This window comes from Myxococcus sp. AB036A (assembly GCF_006547355.1).
GTDB classification, from domain to species: Bacteria; Myxococcota; Myxococcia; order Myxococcales; family Myxococcaceae; genus Myxococcus; species Myxococcus virescens.
Map to the genome: position 1 here is coordinate 1 of NZ_VHLC01000023.1, position 14,298 is coordinate 14,298.

Annotated in this window: 12 protein-coding genes, 6 tRNA genes and 2 pseudogenes; 5 read left to right on the forward strand and 15 right to left on the reverse strand. The window is 68.2% G+C overall.

The features are described from left to right. Nucleotides 1–432: pseudogene (locus tag FL344_RS38480) on the reverse strand (hypothetical protein); the annotation flags it as partial. A gap of 146 nt (nt 433–578) precedes the next feature. On the opposite strand from FL344_RS38480, the gene FL344_RS12100 reads away from it, so the two are divergent. Next, on the forward strand, nt 579–1,478 hold the full coding sequence (locus FL344_RS12100) for a MaoC/PaaZ C-terminal domain-containing protein (protein WP_141618628.1): 900 nt from the start codon (nt 579–581) through the stop codon (nt 1,476–1,478). Between the two features lie 28 nt (nt 1,479–1,506). Here the strand turns inward: FL344_RS12100 and FL344_RS12105 are convergent, their stop codons facing one another. After that, nucleotides 1,507–2,721: a polysaccharide deacetylase family protein gene (locus FL344_RS12105; RefSeq protein WP_228564973.1), complete on the reverse strand. Its 1,215-nt coding sequence runs from the start codon at nt 2,719–2,721 to the stop codon at nt 1,507–1,509. 213 nt (nt 2,722–2,934) lie between these two features. On the opposite strand from FL344_RS12105, the gene FL344_RS12110 reads away from it, so the two are divergent. Continuing rightward, complete coding sequence (locus FL344_RS12110) at nt 2,935–3,507, forward strand: hypothetical protein (protein ID WP_141618630.1); 573 nt, start codon at nt 2,935–2,937, stop codon at nt 3,505–3,507. A gap of 15 nt (nt 3,508–3,522) precedes the next feature. Here FL344_RS12110 and FL344_RS12115 read toward each other — a convergent pair whose 3' ends face one another. From FL344_RS12115 to FL344_RS38485, 10 genes are all read right to left on the reverse strand, one after another. Next, nucleotides 3,523–6,345 (reverse strand): AAA family ATPase, encoded by a 2,823-nt coding sequence (locus FL344_RS12115; protein ID WP_141591595.1) that lies wholly within the window; start codon nt 6,343–6,345, stop codon nt 3,523–3,525. Nucleotides 6,346–6,462: 117 nt separating this feature from the next. Beyond that, nucleotides 6,463–7,071 carry a cytochrome C gene (locus tag FL344_RS12120; RefSeq protein WP_141618631.1) on the reverse strand — a complete coding sequence of 203 codons (609 nt, stop codon included), beginning with the start codon at nt 7,069–7,071 and terminating at the stop codon, nt 6,463–6,465. A gap of 386 nt (nt 7,072–7,457) precedes the next feature. Further along, nucleotides 7,458–8,000, reverse strand: a complete 543-nt coding sequence (locus tag FL344_RS12125) for an HNH endonuclease (protein WP_141618632.1) — start codon at nt 7,998–8,000, stop codon at nt 7,458–7,460. A gap of 21 nt (nt 8,001–8,021) precedes the next feature. After that, nucleotides 8,022–8,095, reverse strand: a tRNA-Leu gene (locus FL344_RS12130). A 10-nt stretch (nt 8,096–8,105) separates the two neighbouring features. Beyond that, nucleotides 8,106–8,176: transfer RNA gene (locus FL344_RS12135), tRNA-Ala, on the reverse strand. A 135-nt stretch (nt 8,177–8,311) separates the two neighbouring features. Next, a tRNA-Gln gene (locus FL344_RS12140) sits at nt 8,312–8,387 on the reverse strand. A gap of 18 nt (nt 8,388–8,405) precedes the next feature. After that, a tRNA-Lys gene (locus tag FL344_RS12145) sits at nt 8,406–8,476 on the reverse strand. A gap of 76 nt (nt 8,477–8,552) precedes the next feature. Next, a tRNA-Ile gene (locus FL344_RS12150) sits at nt 8,553–8,623 on the reverse strand. 44 nt (nt 8,624–8,667) lie between these two features. Continuing rightward, nucleotides 8,668–8,753, reverse strand: a tRNA-Tyr gene (locus FL344_RS12155). 94 nt (nt 8,754–8,847) lie between these two features. Beyond that, complete coding sequence (locus FL344_RS38485; RefSeq protein WP_194858444.1) at nt 8,848–9,006, reverse strand: hypothetical protein; 159 nt, start codon at nt 9,004–9,006, stop codon at nt 8,848–8,850. Between the two features lie 402 nt (nt 9,007–9,408). Here FL344_RS38485 and FL344_RS39010 point away from each other — a divergent pair, with 402 nt between their 5' ends. Beyond that, nucleotides 9,409–9,690: a hypothetical protein gene (locus FL344_RS39010; protein ID WP_228558081.1), complete on the forward strand. Its 282-nt coding sequence runs from the start codon at nt 9,409–9,411 to the stop codon at nt 9,688–9,690. Nucleotides 9,691–10,049: 359 nt separating this feature from the next. Continuing rightward, the gene (locus FL344_RS12165) at nt 10,050–10,814 is read left to right on the forward strand and encodes a hypothetical protein (protein WP_228564974.1); all 765 of its coding nucleotides are present in this window, start codon (nt 10,050–10,052) and stop codon (nt 10,812–10,814) included. A gap of 55 nt (nt 10,815–10,869) precedes the next feature. Here the strand turns inward: FL344_RS12165 and FL344_RS12170 are convergent, their stop codons facing one another. Then, nucleotides 10,870–11,337 (reverse strand): integrase core domain-containing protein, encoded by a 468-nt coding sequence (locus tag FL344_RS12170; protein ID WP_141618634.1) that lies wholly within the window; start codon nt 11,335–11,337, stop codon nt 10,870–10,872. Between the two features lie 142 nt (nt 11,338–11,479). On the opposite strand from FL344_RS12170, the pseudogene FL344_RS12175 reads away from it, so the two are divergent. Beyond that, nucleotides 11,480–11,880, forward strand: a pseudogene (locus FL344_RS12175) (transposase); the annotation flags it as partial. 144 nt (nt 11,881–12,024) lie between these two features. On the opposite strand, the gene FL344_RS12180 reads toward FL344_RS12175, so the two are convergent. After that, nucleotides 12,025–12,633, reverse strand: coding sequence for a carboxypeptidase-like regulatory domain-containing protein (locus FL344_RS12180; RefSeq protein ID WP_141618635.1), 609 nt, complete (start codon nt 12,631–12,633; stop codon nt 12,025–12,027). Further along, on the reverse strand, nt 12,633–14,297 hold the full coding sequence (locus FL344_RS12185; RefSeq protein WP_368667425.1) for a caspase domain-containing protein: 1,665 nt from the start codon (nt 14,295–14,297) through the stop codon (nt 12,633–12,635). Before FL344_RS12185 ends, FL344_RS12180 begins: the two co-directional genes overlap by 1 nt. Between the last annotated feature and the right edge of the window lies 1 nt (nt 14,298).

The window sequence follows — 14,298 nt, forward strand, 5'->3', positions numbered from 1 at the left end:
CACTCCCCACCGAGCCCATCCGGGTGGAGAACCGGCCCACGGCCCGTGCGCCATCACCGTCGCCTTGGGCGGCCTGTCCAGGTGGGTGGCGTGCTCGGTCTGGCGGCTGGCGGGGCGGGCGGGCCGTTCGGAAGGCTTGGAGCCTGATGGCGACGGTGATGGCGCACGGGCCGTGGGCCGGTTCTCCACCCGGATGGGCTCGGTGGGGAGTGTGTCGTCATCACCGCGACCCGCCGTCAGGGTGGACGTGTCCTTCGAGAGCTCCTGCGCGGCGGCGGTGCGTTGCGCCGCCGCGCCAGGCGGCGTCACCCGCGCCAGCAACTGGGCGCACTTGCGGCAACCTTCCGCATGTCTGCGCAATGGATTGGATTCCGAAGCATGAAGCTGTCCAGCGGCGAGCGCCCGCGCGGTGATTTCGTCAAAGCAGGACACGGAGGCAACGTTCTCCCACGCTCCGTGTCCCCGAGAAAGGGGGGCTTTTCATGCCAAGCGGCCCTTTCTTGGACTCTCTGCTTCACGCCGGGGGCCGCGCGTGCTGCCATGCGGTACGTCTGGCTGCGTCATCCTGGAGTCCCAACGTGTCCCACACTTCGCCCTCGCTCGAGCTCTCCCAGCCTCCGCTGCTCGCCAAGGAATTGCTGCGTGCCGCCGTGGCACGCCGGCCCTCTCGGCCCGGAGAGGTGCCTCGCCTGGATGTGCGGGTGAAAGGCTTCACCCCGGATGCCAGACAACTGGCCCGCTACCGGGAGGTGTGTGGGTTTCCCGAGGATGGCTACCTGCCGCTGCCTTTCCCTCAGGTGCTCGCGACGTCGCTGCACCTCACATTGCTCAACCACCCGGCGTTCCCCTACCGGTTGCTGGGCATGGTGCACGTGCGCAATCACATCCAGCAGCATCACCGCCTGCACGCCGGGGCCCGGCTCTCCGTCCATGCCTGGGTCGAAGGCCAGCGTGAGGCACGGCAGGGGCGCGAGCTGGATTTGCACACCGTGGTGGAGTCGGACGGCGCGCAGGTGTGGAGCGCCGTCACCACCATGCTCCGCCGCCTGCCTGGAATGGGGGTGCGGCCACGTGAGGCGGGGCGTCCTCCCTCCACCGACGAGGCGCAAGTCTTCGCCAACAGTCGTCCGGCCAACTGGTCCGTCCCGGAGAACGCGGGCCGCCGTTACGCCCGGGCCTCGGGCGACTACAACCCCATCCATCTATATGGCTTCACGGCGCGCCCCTTCGGCTTTCCCCGCGCCATCGTCCATGGAATGTGGACCGTGGGCCGCTGCGTGGCGGAGATGGGCGAGGCCGCGGAGGCTCCCGCGCTCACGTTGTCCTCGGAGTTCCGCCGTCCGCTCCTGCTGCCTTCCCGGGTCATCTTCCAGACCGCCCCGCAGCCAGAGGGCGCCGTTGCCTACCGGGTGATGGCGGAGGACGGCCAGCTCCACTTGCTGGGCCGCCTGTCACCGGGCGCGTCGCCAGCGCGGTGACGATTCGCCCGGCGCGGGACTGAGGGTGTCACTGCGGCACGAGCAACACGTCATCCAGGTACAGCGCCGGCTGGTCCGTGCCGGAGTCGTCCTGGAAGTAGATGTCCCGCAGCGTGCCCGTGGTGGCCCCGATGCTGGAGAGGGGAATCGTCACCTGTTGCCAGACTCCGGGAGCGATGGGCACCCCCAGCGCGGTGTCTAGGCGGGTGGTGCCAAGCATCTGCGTGCCATCGTGGAGCACCAGCCGCACCGCCTGTCCTCCCGCGGTACCGCCGTGGACCCAGAAGCGGATGGATTGATACTGCGCCAGGTCCAGCCCATGGTGGTGGAAGAGCAGGCCATTCCACGTGTCCGGCTCGAAGCGGATGGCGGCCGATCCCGCATGGACCACCCCCGTCTCGTCGAGCGAGTGGTCCGCCCAGCTCCAGTTGGCGAAGCCGTTCTGCAGTGCGTCGGTGTAGACGAACATGCCCGTGGTCAGGTCGGGTTCGGTGCGCCCCTCCGTCAGTGCCAGTCCTTCGGCCAGCGTCACGGTGCGCACGCCGTGCGTCTGCACGTAGTCGAGGATGTCCGCGAAGTGGGACGTCTCGTACTGGGTGTCACGGGTCGGCGTGCCGTTGACGAGCTCGTGGAAGACGAGGATGAGCCAGCTCTTCTCCGCGATGGCCTGGTCCACCCAGCCCTGGACGGTGCTGACTGGAACGGTGCGGGCCACGTCATTGGCGCGCAGTTCGTAGACGATGGTGTCGCGGAAGTTGCGGCCCGCGTTCACCGTGCGGCTGCTGGCGTAATGCTGGCGGATGGCGTCGAGCACCGGGCCGTTCTGCAGGCCATACGGCACCACGAGATTGGGGACGGCGGGCAGGCCCAGCGCGCTCTCCAGCCAGGCACGAGAGTCCTGGAGTTCGGCCGTGAGCTGCGTTGGGGACAGCGACGTCAGGTCCGGGTGTGTCAGCGTGTGGCTGGCGATGTCATTGCCCTCGGTGACGAGCGTCTGGGCTTGCGTCAGCGACATGTAGCCACCCCAGCCTTCGTGGATGGCCAGGGTGACGAGGCCGTAGGTGGCGGGGATGTTCCGCGCGTTGAGCTCGGGGCGGGCCAGCGAGAACTGTGTGGCCCAGCCGTCGTCCAGGGTGATGGTGACCATCCCCTCGGTGAAGGGCGCCGAGGCGAACGCGGGTGGCGCCAGGGACAGGAGGAGCAGCGAGACGAACCTTCGAAACACCCCGTGCGGTCTGGACATGGATTTCCCCCACCGCGGCGAGTCAGCCTCGTGCGGCATGATGAATCCGATACCAGACGGAACGGACGCCAGGCAACCGGCCGGGCCCCCTGGGCAAGCGGCGTGGACGTGGCAGGTGCATCACGCCGACGCCAGGGCGAGGGAAGGGATTCGAATAGGGGTGCCCCGTGTTCGTCTGAGCCACTGTAGGCCCTTGGAAAAGGAACTCGCTGCATGAAGACAGTCGCCGCGCTCGCATGTCTGTTGGCCTTGTTGGGAGCGATTCCCTCTCAGGCCGCCGAGCTGAAGGACGTATTCGGCCGTGAGGTCCCCGTCGGCAAGGGGCGGCCCACCCTGGTGCTGTACGCCAACCGGGGCTCTCGGGATGAGCTGCGCCAGCACGCCTACTCGTTCATCTACGACCTGCGCGAGGAGCGGCCCATTGTCCTGATTCACGTGGACCTGCGGGACGTCCCCGGCCTCTTCAAGGGCATGGCGCGGGGCGAAATCAAGAAGAGCCACCGCGAGTCCATCGAGCACATGCGGAACATCTTCCGTCAGCACGGCGAGGCGCCGCCTCCCGAGCTGGAGTCGTCGCTCTTCATGGTGGCGGATGCCAAGGGCGAGCCGCACCAGGCCATGGGGCTGAAGAAGGGGTTCGGCCAGGTCGTCGCCAAGGTGCTGAGCCCGTCGGGGCGGGAGCTGGCACGGGGCCCCTTCCCAGAGAGTGCCCGCAAGCTCGGCCAGACAATGGCCTCGGCCTCGGAGGGCCTTTCGACGCTCCGAGTCGTGGACATGTCCCGCTGACGCCTCGCGCCCCGCTCAGCTGCCGGGCGCTGGGGGCTCGGTAGGGGGCCGTGTAATCCATGCGGCGATGAAGACGTCCAGCTCGCCGCGCAGGACGTCCTTCACGCGCGGGGTGCCGGCGCCAGTGCGCGGGTCCTCCACCCGGGCGCCCCGTCCCAGGTAGTAACGCCGTGCCTCGTCTGTGTTGCTGCCCTGGCCGTAGACGACACGCGCGGCGATGTCCTTCAGTTCGTCGATCTCCGTGGCACCAGTGAGCGTGAGCACGCGTCCGGAGGACTCGTCCTTCACCGTCACCTCGGTGCGGACGCGCTGGAGGTAGGCGCCCTCGTGGCTCTTCATGGGCCGGCCCTGGACCTCCAGGTAGGCCAGCTCCTCCTCGGAGATCGAGCCGCCGCGGTGGACGCGCACGTAGGCGCGCTGGCGCTTCTCGTCCTCCAGCCGCCGGTGCATGCCCGCCTCGCCCGCGAGGAAGCCATAGGCTCCCGGGCCGGCGATTCGCACGACGACGCGCGAGGGCTCCTCCGCCTCGGCGACCGCGACCGCCTCGTAGCCGCGCCGCTGGGCCCAGCCCAGGTACATGGTGGCCAGTTCCTGCACCCAGGTCGCCTGGGCCTCCGCCGAGTCACTGGCGCAGATGTCCACCAGTGCCTCGGTGTCCTGGGTGGTGGCCCCGGAGGCGTGCAGGGCCTCCGCCATCTGGACCTCGCGCGCCACGTCCTCCACCTGCCGCGCCGCGGAGCCGAGCTGCACCTCGTTCTTCGCCTCCCGCACCAGCCGCCGCGCGAACAGGCCCGCGGCCTCCAGCCGCTCCAGTTCGTTGAGTTGCGCCTCCACGGTGCGGAAGGCGCGGATGACCTCGGCGGCACGCGTGGGGTCGTCCCAGAGGTTGGGCGCCTGCGTCTCCGCCAGCAGCTCCGCGCGGCGCTGCTCCAACTGCGGCCGGCCGGCGGAGTCCGCCAGGGCGCGCGCCTTGCCCACCAGGCGGTCCATCTCGAACAGGAGTGACTTGCGGTCCAGCCGCCGCTTCACCGGCGCCGCGCGAGCGGATGGCAGCAGCAGCTGTGCGGTGGGGGAGGGCGGCGGCGCGGCGGGCTCCGCCACGGCGGTGACGCGGCCGCCCAGGCGGGCCTCGACGCGGACGGGCGTGCCCGGAGGCAGCGGCCTGCGCGCAATCTCCACGGCCAGCGCCGCGGTGAGCGTCTTCTCGATTTCACGCTGCAGGTAGCGCGCGCCGAACTGGGGCGAGTAACCCCGCTCCACGAGCAGGTCCACCACTGCGGGCGTCACCTCCACGTCCAGGGCGCGCGCGCGGATGCCCTCGCGCTCCAGCACGCGGCCGACCTCGCGCTGCGCAATCTTCCGGATGTCCACCTTGGACAGGGGCCGGAAGTGGCAGATGGCGTCGAAGCGGTTGAGGAACTCCGGACGGAACGCCTCTCCGATGCGCCGGTCGACCTCGGGGACCATCTCCTCCGCGCGGCGCGCGCCCGTGAAGCCCATGCCGGACTCGCGATACACCTCCGCGCCCACGTTGGACGTGGCCACGATGAGCGTGTTGTTGCACGACACCGTCTCGCCGGCCCCGTTGACGAAGGTGCCCTCGTCGAAGAGCTGGAGGAAGCGGTCGTGGACGCTGCGCGCCGCCTTCTCGAACTCGTCGAGCAGCAGCACGGTGAACACCTTGCCGTCCAGCAGCGCGCTCAGCTCTCCCCGCCGTGTCTCCAGTGCCGGGGCCCAGGTGGCGCCGAAGGGGACGCTCTCGTCACCGTCGTTGGGGTAGTCCGCCATGTTGAGGCGCACCAGCCTGTCCGCCGAGCCGAACAGGTACTCCGCCAGCAGCTTGGCCAGCTGCGTCTTTCCCACGCCCGTGGGACCCGCGAAGAGGAACACGCCCAGGGGGCGGCGCGGATCGTTGAGGCCGGCCTTGAGCAGCGCCACCGAGCGCAATACCGCGCCCACTGCGTCCGTCTGTCCCAGCAGCCGCTCGCCGAAGAAGCGCTCTGTCTCATCGAGGTCCAACGGCATCGCGTCGTCGACGACGAAGCGAGGCAGCCGCGTGGCCGCGCAGAAGCGGGTGAGTACGTCTTCGGGACCCACATGGTCCTTGGCCGCGCTGGCCGCCTCCGCGGCTGTCTCCTTCAGCAGCTCGATGGCCTTGCGCGGCATGCGCTGCGCGAGCAGGAACTTGGACGACAGGCGCAGCGCCAGGTCGCACGCCGCCGGGTCGATGGGCAGCCGCAGCTCGCGCTCCAGCTCCTCCGCCACGCGGCCCAGCACCCAGCGGGCCTTCTCCATCGGAGGCTCATGCAGGGGCAGCAGGTGGAGCCGCTCGGCCAGCGCCTCGTCGGAGCGAAGCAGCTCCTGCACGCGCTTGGGCTCTGTCTCGAAGATGAAGCGCAGGCCTCCGGTGCGCAGTCCGCGCACGGCGACGGGCGCCAGCGGGCCACCGAGGGCCGCGGGCAGGTCCCGGATGTAGACGATGGGGCGGGGGTGCCGGGCGAGGTAGGCCAGCAGCTCCTCGAAGCTCTCCGCCGCTTGGCGCTGGGTGCTGCGCGCCAGGATGTTGGCGACGGACACCTCCACGACCCGTGCATTCGCCAGCTCGGCGTCCACGCGGCCTTCGGCGATGCGCCGGGCCACCTCCTGCACCAGGGCGCTCTTTCCCACGCCGGGCTCACCAGCCAGCAGGGGATGCTTGCCGCCCCGCGTGAGCAGGCCCAGCACCTCCGTGACGGCGGCATCCACGCCGTGTGCGGCCGGTAGCTTTCCCTCCCGCGCTAGCGCGGTGAGGTCGCGGTCGATGAGCCGCTCCTGGTCCTCGCTTTTCCTCGTCGCCATGTCTCGTCTGCCGCCCCCTCGCCGGGAGCGCACTCTAACCCCCTTGAACCGTGGGGGTGAGCGCGCAATCCCGGTCAAATGCGTGCCCCGAAGGGGACGCGGCCGTGACGGCCCCGCTCAAGGGGCTGGCGGCGGGGCCATTCCTGGCTGGGCCGGGGGGATGGCCCGGAGATATTCGTAGACGGCCTTCAGGTCCTGGTCGCGCATCTTCGCGTAGATGGGCCAGGGCATCACCGGGATGATGGCTCCGTGTTCACGGCCTGTCCGCATCAGCGCCAGGAACGCCTCGAAGGTCATGCCGCCTGGGAGACCCTGCGCATCCGGGGTGATGTTGGAGGAGACGAGGCCTGGACCGAACGGCTTTCCTCCCGCGAGGAAGTTCGTGGTGTTGATCTGCTCGGGTTCGCCCTGATGCGGGTCGCCTCCGGGGAGATAGCCCGGCTGGGTGTGACAGTCGCTACAGCCGGCCTGGGCATTGAGGATGTAGCTCCCCAATCCCACCAGGTTCCGGTCCAGGCCTTCCAGCTTCAACGGCACGGGCGAGATTCGAAACCCGATGTCGATGCGCTCCTGGTCCTCGGCGCCCACGGGAATCTGGGCCTGCTCTCCTCCGGGAGGTTCCTTCTGGGCGGAGTCATTCGACCCGCAGCCAACGCCGACACCTCCCGTGATGCCCAGGAGGACCCAGCCCGCCGTCACCCACCGTCCCATCCGCGCATGCATCATGTGTCCGTCCCCTTGTTTGGCCGGTGGCGGGAGCGTAGGGCCGCTCGGGGGCACGGCCATGCTGCGTGCCGGTGTCGCATCACGTCACGCTGCGGACAGTCCCGTGTGGCCCGAGGACCGGCGGGGCATGCATAGCGGAAGCCGGAGGACTCGAACCTCGGGCCGAAGAGCGGCTCGCACCCGTTAGCAGCGGGGCCTGGCGCCATCGCCAGTTCAGCTTCCAGAAAAACCGCCAGCAGCGACATCCCGCCTGCTGGCGCGCGGGGCGGCTGTCGGGGTGGGAGCCGCCTCTGGCGGACTCCCGGACCTCCGAGTGCATCCACCGCCGGGGCGGAACACTCAGGAGGCGGAAGCCACCTCGGGTGGCTCCCCTTTCCCCCACGGCCTTACTCCTGCAGTTCCACGTGCCAGTAGGCGACGTCCCTGAGGAACTTCGCCCAGGACATGGGCATGCCCTTCTCGAACAGGAACGTCAGGTGCATCGCCTCGGGCACCTTCTTCGGCTTCATGGGCGCCGTGCGCAGGGCCATGCGGGCCTGCTCCGGCGTCCGGTTGCCCTTCTTCTGATTGCAGGGCACGCACGCGATGACGATGTTCTCCCAGCTCGTCTTGCCACCCTGTGCGCGCGGCAGGACGTGGTCATACGTGGCCTCCGCGCGCGTCACCTTGATGCCGCAGTACTGGCACCGGCAGTTGTCCCGCAGGTAGACGTTCTCCCGGCTGAACTTCACGCCCTTGGGCCGCCGGCGCAGGCCTCGGATGAAGCGGATGACGGAGGGCATGCGAATCTCCACCGTCACCGAGCGCACGACGCGGTCCTCGTACTCCTCGACCACCTCGACCTTGCCCTGGAAGATGAGCATCACCGCGCGTTGCCAGGGAACACGTGCGACAGGTTCGAAAGACTGACTCAGGACCAGCGTCTCCATGACACGATGCCTCGTGGGTTATGCCGGAAGCGGGAGTCGAACCCGCACCCTCCAGGCTCTCGACCTGGTGCCTCTGCCAATTGGGCTACTCCGGCGTTGGTGAAGTGGATTCGCCGGGATTCGAACCCGGATCCCTCGGGTGCAAGCCGAGTGCTCTCCCCTTGAGCTACGTACCCATGTGCTGCAAGAGCAGGCCGCCAGGGAATCGAACCCTGCATGCGCGGATTTGGAGTCCAAGCTGCTCCCAAAGCGCGGCCTATGACGAACTGCTCCCCAAGGAGCGCGCAAACGCTCTGAGGGGGTGAAAGGTGTGGAACCGGAGGCAGGCTTTGCACCTGCACCTGCGGAGTCAGAGTCCGCCATCCTTGCTGGTTAGACGAGTCCGGTATGTGCTGCTGCTTCAGATACCTCCGGAGGGATTCGAACCCTCGCCGTCCGCTTAAGAGGCAGATGCTCTACCAATGAGCTACGGAGGTGTGTTGTGTGCCGCCCCAGGAAAGAGCAGACGGCATACATTCATCACGACGATTCAGTTATCAGATAGCCTGTCTGTCGGGGTACTCGGACTCGAACCGAGATTTCTCGCGTATCAGACGAGTGCCCTACCCTTGAGCGATACCCCGTGAGGTGTGTGCGACTGGGCGTGGCGGGCCACGCTCGTGCTGCATGGGGACGCTGGGAGTTGAACCCAGCGGGCCCTGTCGGGCTCGGGCTCTACAGGCCCGCGCGTCTCCCCTAACGCTCTACGTCCCCGGAGGAGCGGGGCCCTGAAAGCCGAGAGGCCGGGTCCCCTGGATGGGAGCCCGGCCTCTGCGTGGCTTGGCGCGCCGGTGACGGAGCGCGAGCTTCAGCAGGGTACGGGCGGATGGCCGCCAATCCGGTCAAATCCCACGATGCACTTCGAATCGAAGCTCACAAGGGAGCTGGAGGCGGCGTCGAGCTGGGACCAGAGGTTGTTGCGATAGCTGCGCTTCATCGGGTTCGTCTGCATCGTCAACGTCGTCATGGTCGCCGCTCCTTTCGAGGAGACCTTACGTCCGGTGATTTTCGTTCCTGACAAGGCTCGGTGGCACAGAGTGTCGCATGGTGCTTGCGATAGAGCTCGGTGCGCCTTCATGCTGCCGATGCAGAACCCCTTGTCGGTTCTCAACCAGAAAGGTCGCCCTCCATGCATGGTGCATTTGGCAAATCCTCGTGGGCCTGCGGTGTCGTCTTGCTGGCGGGTACGCTCGCCTCGTGCACGCAGCAGGCGCCACCGACATCCATGAACCTTCGAGAATTGAACATTGTGGACGCGCAAGGACAGACACGTGTCCGCATCGGGGCCCCCCTCCCGGGACCACGTGCCGCGCCCGGTTATGGACTTCAGTTCCTGGGCCCGTCGGGCCAGGAAATGGGAGGGATTGGAATGCTGGACGAGCGAGGCTTCCATGGACTGTGCTTCGACAGCGCGGAGGGCTATGAGGCCGTGTGTGTCTCAACCATCCGCGGGAGGCCCTCGATTCAACTTCGCTCGAACGATGGGAACTCCCCCCAGGAGCGCATCACCCTCGGTGTCAACGAGAGCGGCGTCGCGACCGTGGAGATTCGCGACGCTGCTGGCAAGACGCACGTCCGATTGGAGGTCGGAAAGGACGGTCATACGCGCATCGAGGGTGTCAGCCCGCCCCTGACAAGCCAGGAGCCCTAGACTCCGCGCTGATGGCCCTCGTGCCGGCCAAGCCCCGAGTCGTGTGGAGTTGGTGAAGAGGGGCGAGCAGGAACGAGGGACGCTTCTCGGTTAAACCGTCCGAGAAGGTCCTCTCCAGCAGCCCCGCTGAATCCAATCCCGACGTGCGCTTCTTCGCCGACTCCGCCGCGCCATCGGGCGGGTGGACGTGGACGCTCGGAAAGACGTTCGCGGGGGAATCAGCGCTGAACGAGCGACTCCTCACTCGCGAGGCCCACCGTCAGTGCCGCAGCGAGGCGGTGCTCCACCAGGGCCTGCGACTCTCGTGCGCACGCCGTGTTATGCGGCTCCGCTCAAGACCTTCCGACACGGAGCAAGTCATGCGAAGCCTCATTCTCTGGACCCTGCTGTTGTTCTCCACGACGGCCCTGGCGGCCGAGACACGACTCGTCGTGAGGGCTCTCGCTCGGGACGGCAAGTTCGTCGGGACGTCAATGGGAGGCGTGCGGGTGGTGCTCCGGGATGCGCAGTCCGGCCAGGTACTGGTCAGCGGCGTCACTGCCGGCTCGACAGGCAACACCCAGACGCTGATGAAGCAGCCACAAGTGCGGGGGGCGCCGCTCGCGGATGAGTCATCCGCGAAGTTCACGGCCACCCTGGACCTCACCGAGCCGCGGCTGGTGACCGTGGAGGTGTCCGGGCCCCTCGCGCAGCGGCAGGCACTCGCCACCAGCACGACCCAACTCTGGATGCTCCCCGGCAAGCACCTCGAGGGCGATGGCCTCATCCTGGAGCTGCCCGGCTTCGTGATGAAGGTGGTGACCCCGTCAGCTCACGAGTTCTTCAAGCTCCCGGCCGACAAGAAGCTCACCCTTCCTCTTCGCGCCAACCTCACGCTCATGTGTGGCTGCCCTACCGAGCCCAAGGGGCTCTGGGACTCCAACCGGTATGAACTGCAGGCCACGGTGAAGCACAACGGGAAGCCGCTCACCCAGCTCCCCCTGAAGTACGCCGGGAAGACCAGCACCTTCGAGGCAGCGCTGTCCGTCCAGCAGCTGGGTATCTACGAAGTCACCGTGACTGCATACAACCCCATCACGGGCAATACCGGAGTGGACTACACCACGTTCATCGTCGAGTCCTGACAGTGTACCGCACCGGGTTGTTGAGACACCAGGTTGGTCGTAATCAGGCCGCTTGCTACTGCATGAGTTCCCGCCGGGCCTGACTGGGCGAGAGGAAGTTGTGACGCTCCGGCAGCCAGTGCTCGTTGTACCGGTGAGCCCACTGCCGCAGGGGCCGCCGGAGTTCTTCCACAGTGGCGAAGGTGCGTACCCAGCGCAGTTGCTCTTTGATCCTGCGGATGAAGCGCTCGGCGCAGCCATTGCCCTCGGGACTGCGGACGAAGGATGGGCTGGACGCGGCGCCCAGGAAGCGCAGCTCGTCCTGGAAAGCGTCGGAGGTGTACTGACTGCCGTTGTCGTGGCGAATGGTTGGCCCCGACGCCACACCCCGGCCGTAGGCACCGAAGCGCGCCTTGACGTCCTGGCGAATGGGCTCGAGGTCCTCGAAACGGGTGCCCACATTGGCTTTGTGGATGCCGACACACTCGGCGGTGCCGTGGTCGACGGCGATGAAGACGGTGGCCTGGCCCTCCAGCGTCGTCACCGTTCAGGTGGCGTCGGTGCCCCACATGATGTCGGGCTTGTCGGTGGTGATGATGCCGTCATGGTGGCGAGGACCCAGCGCCCGGCGGGCTCGGCCCGGTTGTCCATGACCAGAAATCCGCGCTTCCTGGGGACCATCAACAGCCTGGCTCTGCGTCCAGCCGTAGTCCGCGCTCCTCCCCACCGAGGCAGCCACACTGGCTCGGCTCGAACAGGATGCAGAAGCCGCTCGCGTCGGGCGCTGGCACGTCGCTTCTGCGAACTGGTACGCGAACGCGGCGTTACGCGCGGTGCCAAGCCGACCTCCTCGTGCGCCACCTTCGAGCAGTGGCTGGCCGAGGCGCGCACGTGTGGAGTACGCGCGGTGGAGACCTTCGCGCAGGGGCTTGAGCTGGGTGGCGATGCCGTCCGGGCCGCGCTGACCACCTGCTGGAGCAACGCCCAGGCGGAGGGGCAAATCACGAAGCTCAAGTTCCTCAAACGTCAGATGTACGGCCGCGCCAGCTTCAACTTGCTGCGTCGCCGCGTGCTGCTGGCCGCCTGAGCCTATCCTTCACATAAAATGCGGGAGAGCCACGAAATCGGGGCAACTTCAGCCGCGCTGTCCCACCTGCCACCGCACCAACCACCACCGCACCTCACCTGCTCGGCCTCCCCGTCCACCCCTCGGGCCCCTGACGCAGTCGTGTTAGTCCCCGCCGTCGTCATCTCCCCCGTGGTCATCGTTGCCCAAGACGACCTCGCGCACCAACTCCTCCCCTTCACGGACGCAGACGCCTTCGTCCGTCTTGTCGTGCTCGTCCCCCTCGACCTCCAGCGTGTAGCAGCCCGCAGGCAAAGGACCGATGCGCACCTCGCCGCTCGATGCGTCCACCTCCAGGTCATCGAACACGGTTTCGTCCACCTCCACCTTGGCGCGCGGCGGCACGTCGCCCCGGCTGTCACGCACGCGCACGGTGATGAAGCCACCCAGGGGCGCGTCGATAGTGCCCACGTCGATGATGCGAGCGCCCTGTGCCAGCACCTTCGTGCGGGCAGCCCGGGTTCGCGAGGCCACCAGGAACAACTCCACGGAGGTGGCGGGGACGTCCCTCAATTCGAAGCGCCCGTCCGGGGACACGCTCGCGCGTAGGTCGGGCTTGCCGAACACGCTCACCACCGCCACGTCGGCCTCGACGTCGAGGATTCGCCCGCGCACGATTCCCGCCTCCAAGGGCCCGTTGTTGAAGCCGCCACAGGCTCCCGCGACGGACAGCGCCGCCATCGCCAGGAACGACGGATGTCTCGACGCACGCATCAGAAGCGATACCCTCCACTCAGCGACAGGCCACCGAAGCCAACCACGCGGGTGCGGCCGTCCACCGGGATATAGGCCCAGAGCAACTGGCCCTTCGCCTCCAGCACCAGCCGGGCTCCTATGCGCCATGAGACTCCCCCCATCCAGCCAGGCCACACCGTGAGGTAGCGCTCGTCCTGGCTCAATAGGTCCAACTGGAAGGAGCGCTCCAGCCACAAAGCGGCCACACGCGGCCCTGTGGACACCCCCAGCCGGCCCCACTCCCACGAGGGCCCCACCGTCACACCCAGCATCACCGCGCGGTGGCGCACCGGCACCGTGCCTCCCACGTCGAGCCTGAGTGCCTGACGCCCTTCCCCCACCACCAGGTCCACCCCGACATCCAGCCGCTGCTCCAGCAGCACTCCGCTCAGCCGCAGGCCTGCTCCCGCCATCACCGTGGGCGGGAGCACCTCGCGGCGGTTGCGTCCATCGAGGAATCCCAGCGCGCCCACCTCCAGGGAGACGGTGCGACGGTCGCCCTCCGCCAGCTCACGCAGCAGCGAATCCAGCGCGCGCCGCTCACCAGGTTGGAGCGCCACGGTGTCCTCCCACAACAGCTCGCCGCCCTTGTGCAGCCCCAGCTTGCGCCTGCCCTCTGGGAGCGCCACGCCGCCGGGCAGTTCGCCCGCGTCCACGCCATCCACCTTGAGCGTGAAGCCCTCCAGGCGCGGGCTGTAGGAGAAGACCTCCGGCTGTCCAGGCCTCGTCAGCGTGCCGGCGAGCAGCACCGGGTCCGCGCCCACTTCCGTCATCCGCGCGCTCGGGCGCTGGCGGCCCTGGGTATAGGTCCACGTGTGGCGGCGCGCCCAGTCGTGCGCCTCGGTGGCGCTCACCGCGCCATCCCGGTTGCGGTCTCCGCGGCCGTCAAGCGCCTGGATGAAGAAGTGCGTGTAGATGTCGTTGGCGAGCGCGTCGTCCTCGCGCGCCGCCTCGCCCCAGTCACTGGCGGACAGGATGAGCGAGGCGCGACTGTCCTCTTCAAGCGGACGCGGAAGGAACGCGGCCTTGGTGCGCTCCAGTTCGTCGAGCACCGCCGGGGGCAGCAGCGACTTGCCCGTCCCGCTGTGACACGTGGCCAGCACCAGCACCCGCCTGCGCGAGGCCAGCCGCTCCAACTCCCGCTCCAGTGCCGCCATCTCCAAGCCCGTGCCCTGCACGTCCCGGAAGCGGGTGTCACGCATCACCAGGTAGCGCTGGAGGTCTCCTCGCGCGTCGCGCGCGAGCGTTCCGTGGCCCGAGACATAGACAACCACCACATCCTTCGGCCGCCAGGGACGCGCCGCGAGGGCCCGCAGCGCATCCAGCACCGCCGCGCGCGTGGTCTGTTCGGGGCGGCTCAGCACCGTCACCGAGTGGAAGCCCCCGCGACTCGGGTCCGCCAATGCGCGCCCCAGATCCTCCGCGTCCTTGCCCGGGTAACGCAGGTCGTTCCAGGACTCGTCATCGTAGTGGTTGACGCCGATGAGAAGCGCGTGCCGCTCGCCCTCGTGCGCCGACGCGAGCTCCGCCGAATCCAGGCGCACCCGCACCGCCCGCCCCTTCTCCCCCGTGCTGACGGCAGTACAGGCGGAGAGTGACAGGAGGGCGAGCCACAGGACGACGTGGAGGCCTGGACGGTTCACG

Bases quoted from the DNA above. Each gene is read 5' to 3' on its own strand.
- FL344_RS39010 (WP_228558081.1), top strand. From the start codon at position 9,409: ATGCTGGACGAGCGAGGCTTCCATGGACTGTGCTTCGACAGCGCGGAG.
- FL344_RS12110 (WP_141618630.1), top strand. From the start codon at position 2,935: ATGAAGACAGTCGCCGCGCTCGCATGTCTGTTGGCCTTGTTGGGAGCG.
- FL344_RS12115 (WP_141591595.1), bottom strand. From the start codon at position 6,345: ATGGCGACGAGGAAAAGCGAGGACCAGGAGCGGCTCATCGACCGCGAC.
- FL344_RS38485 (WP_194858444.1), bottom strand. From the start codon at position 9,006: ATGACGACGTTGACGATGCAGACGAACCCGATGAAGCGCAGCTATCGC.
- FL344_RS12180 (WP_141618635.1), bottom strand. From the start codon at position 12,633: ATGCGTGCGTCGAGACATCCGTCGTTCCTGGCGATGGCGGCGCTGTCC.
- FL344_RS12165 (WP_228564974.1), top strand. From the start codon at position 10,050: ATGCGAAGCCTCATTCTCTGGACCCTGCTGTTGTTCTCCACGACGGCC.
- FL344_RS12125 (WP_141618632.1), bottom strand. From the start codon at position 8,000: ATGGAGACGCTGGTCCTGAGTCAGTCTTTCGAACCTGTCGCACGTGTT.
- FL344_RS12120 (WP_141618631.1), bottom strand. From the start codon at position 7,071: ATGATGCATGCGCGGATGGGACGGTGGGTGACGGCGGGCTGGGTCCTC.
- FL344_RS12105 (WP_228564973.1), bottom strand. From the start codon at position 2,721: ATGTCCAGACCGCACGGGGTGTTTCGAAGGTTCGTCTCGCTGCTCCTC.